The sequence below is a fragment of the Mycobacterium sp. genome (assembly GCF_049647605.1).
Lineage (GTDB): Bacteria > Actinomycetota > Actinomycetes > Mycobacteriales > Mycobacteriaceae > Mycobacterium.
The window spans coordinates 23,821-33,732 of the sequence record NZ_JBARXZ010000236.1; the positions used below are offsets into that span (position 1 = coordinate 23,821).

A 9,912-nucleotide genomic window follows, 5' to 3' on the forward strand; every position below is an offset into this window, starting at 1 on the left:
CTACAGGTGGTGGCGGTAGGTGTCGTACTCGGCGTCGGGCTCACCCGTCGGCCGGAAGTGGTCGATGTTGTCGATGCCCAGGCCCCACTCCTCGCGGGGTTTCCACACCGCCTCCACCCGCATGCCCATCCGAACCTCACTGGCCTCGATCTCGGTGACCAGGTGCAGAAACGGGATGTCGGCGCCGTCGAGCAGCACGTAGGCCGCGACGTAGGGAGGTTTGATGCGCTGTCCGGCGAACGGGATGTTGATGATCGCGTACGTCGTCACCGTGCCCTTGTCCGACAGTTCGACGAACTCGTCGAGCTCCTTGCCGGTGGCGGGGTCGGCCTCTTTCGGCGGGAAGTACACCTTCCCGGACTTGCCCGTCCGGGCTCCGAGCAGCTTGCCCTCTTCGAGAGCGCGCAGGAACCGGGACTCCGGAAGGGATGCGGTGTGCTGGATCTCGATGGCGGTGGGGGTGACCAGCATGGTGATCGGGTCCCGATCGTCGGCCGTGGCCGGGATGTCCTCTTCGGTGTCGCCGAGATCGAAGTAGGCGATATCGGTGATGGCGCCGACCGGCTCCGCCACCCAGTGCACGTGCACCCGGGCGCCGGTGCTGATGGCATCGGCGCTGTCTGCGTTCACCGCGTGCAGCAGCGGGGTGTCGGCGCCGTCGAGCTTGATCAGCGCCCACGCGAACGGACGGTCCAGCGGCTGGCCGTCCAGCGGCGTCGACTGCCACGTCCAGGAAACGACCGTGCCGACACTGGCCACCGGTACGATTTCGGTCAGCTGCTCATAGGTGACGGGGTCGTATTCGGCCGGTGGCACATGCACCCGGCCGTCGGATCCCCGGTTGCCCACGATGCGGCGCTCGCGAAGCGCGGTGAAGAACTGGCCGAGGATCGGACCGACCGAACGGGTGTAGTCGAAAGACAGTTTCAACGGTGCGGAAAGCGGCGGCTCATGCTGATCGATCAGCGCCGGGCTGCTCTGGCTGGCGGTCACAGCATCGAGTAGAACAGGTTCTAACAATCGAGGCAAGAAAGGCCGTCAAGATGAACCGTTGGGTAGGTGGGTGGAAATGAAACTCGGTCTGCAACTCGGGTACTGGGGCGCGCAGCCGCCGACCAATCACGGTGAGCTCGTCGCGGCCGCCGAAGAAGCGGGTTTCGACACGGTGTTCACCGCGGAGGCGTGGGGCTCGGACGCCTACACCCCGCTGTCGTGGTGGGGCTCGCAGACATCCCGGCTGCGGCTGGGCACCTCGGTGGTGCAGCTGTCCGCCCGCACGCCCACGGCCTGTGCCATGGCGGCGCTGACCCTCGATCACCTCTCCGGGGGTCGGCACATCCTCGGGCTCGGGGTGTCCGGACCACAGGTGGTGGAGGGTTGGTACGGGCAGACGTTCCCGAAACCGCTGGCCCGCACCCGCGAGTACATCGACATCCTGCGCCAGGTGTGGGCACGGGAGGCGCCGGTGACCAGCGCCGGCCCGCACTACCCGCTGCCGCGCTCCGGTGAGGGCACCACGGGATTGGGCAAGCCGCTCAAGCCGATCACCCACCCGTTGCGCGCCGACATTCCGGTGATGCTGGGCGCCGAAGGCCCCAAGAACGTGGCGTTGGCCGCCGAGATCTGTGACGGCTGGCTGCCGATCTTCTACACCCCGCGGATGGCCGACACCTACAACGCCTGGCTCGACGAGGGGTTCGCCCGCCCTGGGGCCAGGCGGACCCGGGAGACCTTCGAGATCTGCGCGACGGCGCAAGTGGTCGTCACAGACGATCGTCCGGCGGTGTTCGAGATGATCAAACCGTTCCTGGCGCTCTACATGGGCGGAATGGGGGCCGAAGACACCAACTTCCACGCCGACGTCTACCGGCGGATGGGCTACTCCGAGGTGGTCGACGAGGTCACGGAGCTGTTCCGCAGCAACCGCAAAGACGAAGCGGCCAAGGTGATTCCCGACGAGCTCGTCGACGACGCCGCCATTGTCGGTGACGTCGACCATGTGAAAGAGCAGATCAAGCTGTGGGAGGCCGCCGGCGTCACGATGATGGTGATCGGCGCTCGTTCGGTCGAGCAGATCCGGGAGCTGTCCGCCCTCGTGTAGACACTTTCTTGCAAGTGTCTAGAACACGTTCTAGATTGACGGTGTGAGCCAAGCCACTTCTCAGCACACCATCGCCGGCAAGGTCCTGACCATGCCGGTGCGGGTGCGGACCGCGCACCAGCACACCGCGATGTTTGTCGTCGACGCCGATCCCGCGCAGGCGATGATCGACTACAGCGGGCTGCAGGTGTGCCGGTTCGGCCGGGGTGGCCGGCGCGCGCTGGTGGTGCTGATGCTGATGCGCTACGAGGACACCGACCTCGGCCAGTACTACGAGTACGGAACCAACGTCATGGTGAACCCGCCCGGATCGCATGCCGGCGGGGTCGCCGCGTTGCAGTCGGCGGGCGCGTTTGTCCATCACCTGCCCGTCGACCAACCGTTCACGCTGGAGGCCGGCCGGACGATCTGGGGCTACCCGAAGGTGATGGCCGACTTCACCATTCGTAACGGTCGTCAGTTCGGTTTCGACGTCGGCATCGACGGCCGGCTTGCGGTCAGCATGGAATTCCGTCCCGGACTGCCGATGCCGGCCGCGTTGACGTCACGCAGACAGGTGCACTCGACGTACTCACACCTGGACGGTGTCACCCGCAAAACGCCGGGGGAGATGGTGCTCACCGGGGTGCGCTACCGGCTCGGTGGTGTCCACATCCGCCTCGGTGATCATCCGTATGCCACCGAACTGGCCACCCTGGGGCTGCCCAAACGTGCCCTGGTGTCGGGTTCGGCGGCCAACGTCGACATGACATTCGGTGACGCGCACCCGGTTTTGCACTGAGCACCGACAGACCGACCAGCAGGAGAGCCAATGACGAGCACGCTGCCCGCCCTCGATGTCGACCTCGCCGACGGCAACTTCTACGCCGACGGTAAAGCGCGGGACGCCTACCGCTGGATGCGCGCCAATGCGCCCGTGTTCCGCGACCGCAACGGGCTGGCCGCCGCCGCCACCTACCAGGCGGTGCTCGACGCCGAACGTGATCCGGAACTGTTCTCCAACACGGGAGGCATCCGGCCGGACCAGCCCGGTATGCCGTACATGATCGACATGGACGACCCCGCGCATGTGTTGCGGCGCAAGCTCGTCAACTCCGGGTTCACCCGCAAACGGGTCATGGACAAGGTCCCCTCCATCGAGGCGTTCTGCGACACCTTGATCGACGAGGTGTGTGAGCGCGGGGAGTGCGACTTCGTACGGGACATCGCCGCGCCGCTACCGATGGCCGTCATCGGGGACATGCTCGGCGTGCTGCCCGAAGAGCGCGAGATGCTGCTCAAGTGGTCCGACGACCTGGTGTGCGGTCTGTCGTCCACAGTGGACGAGCTGATGATCCAGAAACTGATGGAGACCTTCGCCGCCTACACGACCTTCACCATGGAGGTCATCGCCGACCGGCGCGCCACCCCTCGAGACGATCTGTTCTCGATCCTGGTCAACGCCGAGGTCGAAGGACAGCGGATGTCCGATGACGAGATCGTCTTCGAGACGCTGCTGATCCTCATCGGCGGCGACGAGACCACCCGGCACACGCTGTCCGGCGGGACCGAACAACTCCTGCGCCACCGGGATCAGTGGGGTGCGCTGGTGGCAGATCCGGAGCTGCTGCCCGGCGCGATCGAGGAGATGCTGCGGTGGACATCGCCGGTGAAGAACATGTGCCGGACGGTGACTGCCGATACCGAGTTCCACGGCACTTCGCTGAAGGCCGGCGAGAAGATGATGCTGATGTTCGAGTCGGCCAACTTCGACGAATCGGTGTTCGGGGATCCGGACGAATTCCGTATCGACCGGAATCCGAACAGTCATCTGGCTTTTGGATTCGGCAGCCACTTCTGCCTGGGTAATCAGCTGGCCCGGTTGGAGCTGCGGCTGATGCTGACCAAGGTGCTGACGCGGCTGCCCGATTTGCGGCTCGCCGACGAGGGGGCACTGCCACTGCGGCCGGCGAACTTCGTCAGCGGTCTGGAGTCGATGCCGGTGGTGTTCACTCCGACGGCTCGGGTCAACCCGTAGAGCTCAGCTCCGCGAGTGGTCCTGAGCTCCGCGTGCGGGCGTGACTCCCGCGAGCAGACACAAAAGCGTGCAAAATTGCCCTGAGGCACGCGCTTTTGTGTCTGCTCGCGGCCAGTCGCTACTTCATCTGGAAGTTCGGGGGCCGCTTCTCCTTGAATGCCCGAGGGCCTTCCTTGGCGTCCTCGGAGAGGAAGACGGGGATGCCGTTGGCGGTGTCGGGCTTGAAGGCCTCTTCCTCGTGCAGTCCCTCGGCCTCACGGATCGTCTTGAGGATCGCCTGGACCGCCAGCGGACCGTTGTTGTTGATCACGTCGGCGATCTCGAGCGCCTTGGTCAGTGCGGTCCCGTCCGGTACGACGTAACCGATCAGACCGTAGGCCAGGGCTTCGGCAGCGGTGATGTGCCGGCCGGTCAGCAGCAGATCGCAGGCGATGGTGTAGGGAATCTGGCGCGGCAGCCGCACCGCGGACCCGCCCATCGGGTACAGGCTCCACTTCGCTTCCGAGATGCCGAACTTGGCGCTCTCGCCGGCGATGCGGATATCGGTGCCCTGCAGGATCTCCGTGCCGCCCGCGATGGCGGGGCCTTCGACGGCGGCGATCAGGGGCTTCTTCAGCCGGCGGCCCTTGAGTAGACCCTCGATCTTCGACGGGTCGTAGCTGCCGTCCTTGAAGGAGTCGCCCGGTGGCTTCTTGCTGGCCGCCTTGAGATCCATGCCGGCGCAGAAGTACCCACCGGCCCCGGTCAGGATGCAGGTCCGGATCTCGGGATCGTCGTCGACTCGGTTCCAGGCATCGACCATGATCGAGAGCATCTCGCCCGAAAGCGCGTTGCGTGCTTCCGGCCGGTTCAGCGTCACGATCAACGTGTGTCCGCGCTGTTCAACGAGGGCGTCGGGTTGCTTCGGAGCCTCGCTCAAGGGTATCCGCCTTCCTGCATCATCGCTTGAGACTTGTTTCGAAATGTAACACGTTCTAGTTTAGGTTCTGTGGCCCTGAACATTGCCGATCTCGCCGAGCACGCCATCGACGCTGTGCCTGACCGTGTCGCCCTGATTTCTGGCGGCGAACAGTTGACCTATGCCCAATTGGAGGAGAAGGCGAACCGCTTCGCCCACTATCTCATCGATCAGGGCGTCAAGAAGGACGACAAGGTTGGGCTGTACTGCCGCAACCGGATCGAGATCGTCATCGCGATGCTCGGCATCGTCAAGGCGGGCGCGATCCTGGTCAACGTCAACTTCCGCTACGTCGAGGGTGAACTGAAGTACCTGTTCGACAACTCCGACATGGTGGCGCTGGTGCACGAGCGCCGGTACGCCGACCGGGTGGCCAACGTGCTGCCGGAGACCCCGAACGTCAAGACCGTCCTGGTCGTCGAAGACGGATCCGACGACGACTACCAGCGCTACGGCGGAGTCGAGTTCTACTCCGCCCTCGAAGGGTCCTCGCCCGTGCGCGCGTTCGGCGAACGCAGCGCCGACGACATCTACCTGCTCTACACCGGCGGCACCACTGGGTTCCCCAAAGGTGTGATGTGGCGACACGAGGACATCTACCGGGTGTTGTTCGGCGGCACCGACTTCGCCACCGGTGAACCGATCGCCGACGAATACGGCCTGGCCAAACAAGCCGTCGAGAATGCGCCGATGATCCGCTACCCGATCCCGCCGATGATCCACGGTGCCACCCAATCAGCTACCTGGATGGCGTTGTTCTCCGGTCAAACCGTGGTGCTGGTACCGGAATTCGATGCCGACGAAGTGTGGAAGACCGTCCACGAGCACAAGGTCAATCTGCTGTTCTTCACCGGTGACGCGATGGCCAGGCCGCTGCTGGATGCGCTGCTGGCACACCAGGAGGAAGGGGAACAGTACGACCTCGCGTCACTGTTCCTGCTGGCCAGCACCGCGGCATTGTTCTCCACCAGCCTCAAGGAGAAGTTCCTGGAACTGCTCCCGAACCGGATCATCACCGATTCCATCGGCTCGTCGGAAACCGGTTTCGGCGGCACCAGCGTGGTGGCCAAGGGCCAGTCGCACACCGGTGGCCCGCGGGTGACGATCGACAAGAACACCGCGGTGCTCGACGAGGACGGCAACGAGGTCAAGCCCGGTTCCGGGGTGCGCGGTGTGATCGCCAAGCGCGGCCACATCCCGGTGGGGTACTTCAAAGACGAGAAGAAGACCGCCGAGACCTTCAAGACCTTCAACGGCGTGCGTTACGCGATCCCCGGTGACTTCGCCGAAGTCGAGGCCGACGGCACCGTGACGATGCTGGGGCGAGGCTCGGTGTCGATCAACTCCGGCGGCGAGAAGATCTACCCCGAAGAGGTGGAGGCCGCGCTGAAGGGACACCCCGACGTGTTCGACGCCCTCGTGGTGGGCGTCCCGGACCCGCGCTTCGGGCAGCATGTCGCAGCGGTGGTACACCCCCGCGACGGGGCCCGTCCGACCCTGACCGAACTCGACGCCTTCGTCCGCTCCGAGATCGCCGGGTACAAGGTGCCTCGCAGCCTGTGGCTGGTCGACGAGATCAAACGATCACCGGCGGGTAAACCGGACTACCGCTGGGCCAAAGACACCACCGAGGAACGACCCGCCGACGATGTCCACGCCAAACATGCTGGGGTGCAAGCCTGATGAAAACTGAACTCTGCGAGCGATTCGGGATCGAGTACCCGATCTTCGTGTTCACCCCGTCGGAGAAGGTGGCCGCCGCGGTCAGCAAGGCCGGCGGTCTGGGTGTGCTGGGCTGTGTCCGGTTCAACGACGCCGACGATCTCGAGAACGTCCTGCAGTGGATGGACGCCAACACCGACGGCAAGCCCTACGGTGTCGACATCGTGATGCCCGCCAAGATTCCCACCGAGGGCACCAGCGTCGACATCAACAAGCTGATCCCGCAGACGCACCGCGATTTTGTGGCCAAGACGCTCGCCGATCTCGGGGTGCCTCCGCTGCCCGAGGACGAGGAGAAATCCGAGGGCGTCCTGGGCTGGCTGCATTCGGTGGCACGCAGCCATGTCGATGTGGCCCTCAAGCATCCGATCAAGCTCATCGCGAACGCGCTGGGCTCGCCTCCGAAGGACGTCATCGACCAGGCGCACGCGGCTGGGGTTCCGGTGGCGGCGCTGGCCGGATCGGCCAAACATGCCCGACGACATGTCGACAACGGCGTCGACATCGTCGTCGCCCAAGGCCATGAGGCCGGCGGGCACACCGGTGAGATCGGGTCGATGGTCCTGTGGCCGGAGATCGTCGACGCGGTGGGGGACAGCGCGGCGGTCCTGGCCGCCGGCGGTATCGGTACCGGGCGTCAGATGGCCGCCGCGCTGGCGCTCGGCGCCCAGGGGGTCTGGATGGGGTCGGCGTTCCTCACCTCGGCCGAGTACGACCTCGGAGTGCGTACCGAGGGCGGAACGTCGGTGATCCAGCAGGCCCTGCTCGCCGCCGATTCGAGCGATACCGTGCGACGCCGGATCTACACCGGCAAGCCGGCCCGGTTGCTCAAGAGTCGGTGGACCGAAGCGTGGGATGCCGAAGGCGCACCCGAACCGCTGCCGATGCCCCTGCAGAACATCTTGGTCAGTGAGGCCCACCAGCGGATGAGTGAGTCCACCGACCCGACCACCGTCGCGATGCCGGTCGGCCAGATCGTGGGCCGGATGAACGAGATCCGTCCCGCCGCCGACATCATCGGTGACCTGGTGACCGAATTCGAGGCCGCCACCAAGCGACTCGACGGTATCCGGGAAGGCTAATCCGGAAGCACTTCGAATTCGGTTGACGCCGAGACGATCCCGTTGACCCGAACGTCGATGGCGTGTGAGCCCGGATAGTACCGGCGAGTGCTGATCGGGCGCAGCGAGTGCACCTTGGACACGGCGAGCACTTCGCCGGGGTCCAGTGTCCTGGTGGTCAGCTTGAAGACCTTGGGGGTCAGTGAGCCGTTGGCTTTGCGGTGATGCACCGCGTAGTCGATGGCGAGCCTGGCAGCCTCGGGGCCGTCGTTGCGGATGCTCGCCGAGAACGTGACGCTTCCGCCGAAGGGGATCGTGGCGAGATCGAGCACCGGCCCGTCGATGTTCACCGTCGCCGCCCGGAAACCCAAGAGCTGCAGGGCATCCGGATTGCCGCGTTTGATCAAGGTGCGCAACGCGTGCCGTACCAGGGTGGCGGTGTTCTCATCGGGTGATTCCAGCCAGCGGCCCGCGATGTCGACAACCAGGGCGGCGTGCTCACGGCTGAGGTCATTGAGGTGGTTGGCCACCGATCTGCGCACCACCGGATCGGGGTCGCGGTAGAGCGCCTCCAGGATCGGCACCGTCGCTGCTGGTTGCGTCAGCAGTGACGGCACCCGGGCGCCCCATGGAAGGTATGCGCGGGTGCCCTCGGATGCCAGCCGGCGCACGGCAGGGTCGGGATTCGCTGTCCATGTCATGATCGTGGCCAACGCCCGGTCCAGGTTGTGGCGCAGCAGGGTCCGGATGGCGAACTCCGCGGTCAGCCTCGGTGTCAGCTCCGCGAGCACCGCCATGCCGGTGTCGAAGTCGGCGTCGGTGCCGGAGGCGACGGCACGTTCGGCCACGGCGTCGGACACCGGCCAGATCATCCATCCGTCGAACGGTGCCGATCCGGCAAGCGCGGCGCGCACCACCGTGGCCAGCGCAGTGAAGTCGCCCGGGATGTCGTCGAGCAGTGCGTCGCGCAGGGCATCGGAACGGCCGCGCAGCGGCAACGGCGCCAGTGCCGCACCTGCGGCCCGCACCCGCGCCATGGGCTGCGTCGGCGCGGCACTCTCGAGTGCCACGGCTAGCGCGATGGCAGTGTCGTTGTTGATGAGCTCATCTGCGGTCGGCATGCGGCGAGGGTATCGGTGAACACCGACACCTCCAGCGTAGGTTTGCTGATGTGAATGGCGCACAAGCATTGTTGGCCACCCTCCTCGACGCCCGCATCGACGTTTGCTTCGCCAATCCCGGCACCTCCGAGATGCACTTCGTGGCGGCCCTGGACACGGTGCCGTCGATGCGTGGGGTCCTGACGCTGTTCGAAGGAGTGGCCTCGGGCGCTGCCGACGGGTACGCCCGAATGGCAGACCGGCCCGCCGCGGTACTGCTGCACTTGGGTCCCGGGCTGGGCAATGCGATCGCCAACCTGCACAACGCCCGCCGCGCGAAGGTTCCGGTCGTGGTGATCGTCGGCGATCATGCGCTCACCCACAAGAAGTACGACGCACCGCTGGAATCGGACATCGACAGCCTCGCCGGCACCGTGTCGGGATGGGTCAAACGCAGCACCAGCGTCGCCGACCTCGCCACCGACACCGCCGCAGCCATCGCCGCCGCGCAAGCCGGCCAAGTCGCGACCCTGATCCTGCCCGCGGACGTGTCCTGGTCCGCAGGAGCCTCCTCGGCGAGCCGCGGTGCGCTGAGCCCCGTCGCGTCGGTGGACCCGGATGCGGTCGACACGGCGGCGCGGGCACTGCGGTCCGGCGAACCGGTGGTGCTGCTCACCGGGGGTGATGCCAACCGGATCGCGGGGCTGGAGCCCGCGGCCCGCGTGGCCTCGGCGACCGGGACCCGCTGGTTGTGTGAGACGTTCCCGACCCGGCTGCAGCGCGGCGCCGGTATCCCGACCGTCGAGCGGCTGGGCTACTTCGCCGAAGCGGCCGAGGCCCAACTTGCCGGTGCCCGGCACCTGATCCTGGCCGGTGCCGCCTCACCGGTGTCGTTCTTCGCCTATCCCGGCCGGCCCAGCGACCTGGTGCCCGAAGGGTGCCAAGTGCATCAC

At 66.1% G+C, this 9,912-nt stretch carries 9 protein-coding genes; 6 read left to right on the plus strand and 3 right to left on the minus strand.

Annotated features, from left to right (window positions below; genetic code table 11):
• The gene (locus WBB07_RS29390; protein ID WP_526313294.1) at positions 1-993 is read right to left on the minus strand and encodes a Zn-ribbon domain-containing OB-fold protein; all 993 of its coding nucleotides are present in this window, start codon (positions 991-993) and stop codon (positions 1-3) included.
• 76 nt (positions 994-1,069) lie between these two features.
• Here WBB07_RS29390 and WBB07_RS29395 point away from each other — a divergent pair, with 76 nt between their 5' ends.
• The 3 genes from WBB07_RS29395 to WBB07_RS29405 all read left to right on the plus strand — a co-directional run bounded on the left by WBB07_RS29395 (position 1,070) and on the right by WBB07_RS29405 (position 4,118).
• Complete coding sequence (locus WBB07_RS29395) at positions 1,070-2,101, plus strand: LLM class F420-dependent oxidoreductase (protein ID WP_526313296.1); 1,032 nt, start codon at positions 1,070-1,072, stop codon at positions 2,099-2,101.
• A 91-nt stretch (positions 2,102-2,192) separates the two neighbouring features.
• Complete coding sequence (locus tag WBB07_RS29400) at positions 2,193-2,882, plus strand: acetoacetate decarboxylase family protein (RefSeq protein ID WP_526313312.1); 690 nt, start codon at positions 2,193-2,195, stop codon at positions 2,880-2,882.
• A gap of 30 nt (positions 2,883-2,912) precedes the next feature.
• Positions 2,913-4,118, plus strand: a complete 1,206-nt coding sequence (locus tag WBB07_RS29405) for a cytochrome P450 (RefSeq protein ID WP_526313298.1) — start codon at positions 2,913-2,915, stop codon at positions 4,116-4,118.
• Between the two features lie 118 nt (positions 4,119-4,236).
• Here WBB07_RS29405 and WBB07_RS29410 read toward each other — a convergent pair whose 3' ends face one another.
• Complete coding sequence (locus tag WBB07_RS29410) at positions 4,237-5,037, minus strand: crotonase/enoyl-CoA hydratase family protein (RefSeq protein ID WP_526313300.1); 801 nt, start codon at positions 5,035-5,037, stop codon at positions 4,237-4,239.
• Between the two features lie 69 nt (positions 5,038-5,106).
• On the opposite strand from WBB07_RS29410, the gene fadD19 reads away from it, so the two are divergent.
• The gene (fadD19, locus tag WBB07_RS29415; RefSeq protein ID WP_526313302.1) at positions 5,107-6,759 is read left to right on the plus strand and encodes a medium/long-chain-fatty-acid--CoA/3-oxocholest-4-en-26-oate--CoA ligase; all 1,653 of its coding nucleotides are present in this window, start codon (positions 5,107-5,109) and stop codon (positions 6,757-6,759) included.
• Positions 6,759-7,880: an NAD(P)H-dependent flavin oxidoreductase gene (locus WBB07_RS29420; protein WP_526313304.1), complete on the plus strand. Its 1,122-nt coding sequence runs from the start codon at positions 6,759-6,761 to the stop codon at positions 7,878-7,880. Before fadD19 ends, WBB07_RS29420 begins: the two co-directional genes overlap by 1 nt.
• Here the strand turns inward: WBB07_RS29420 and WBB07_RS29425 are convergent.
• Entirely contained in the window at positions 7,877-8,980 is a 1,104-nt protein-coding gene (locus tag WBB07_RS29425; protein WP_526313306.1) for a DNA alkylation repair protein, read from the minus strand. The two genes, WBB07_RS29420 and WBB07_RS29425, sit on opposite strands and share 4 nt — an antisense overlap.
• 50 nt (positions 8,981-9,030) lie before the next feature.
• Between WBB07_RS29425 and WBB07_RS29430 the strand changes: the two genes are divergently transcribed.
• Positions 9,031-9,912 (plus strand): acetolactate synthase large subunit (locus tag WBB07_RS29430; RefSeq protein ID WP_526313308.1); only part of this gene is annotated, 882 nt, incomplete at its 3' end.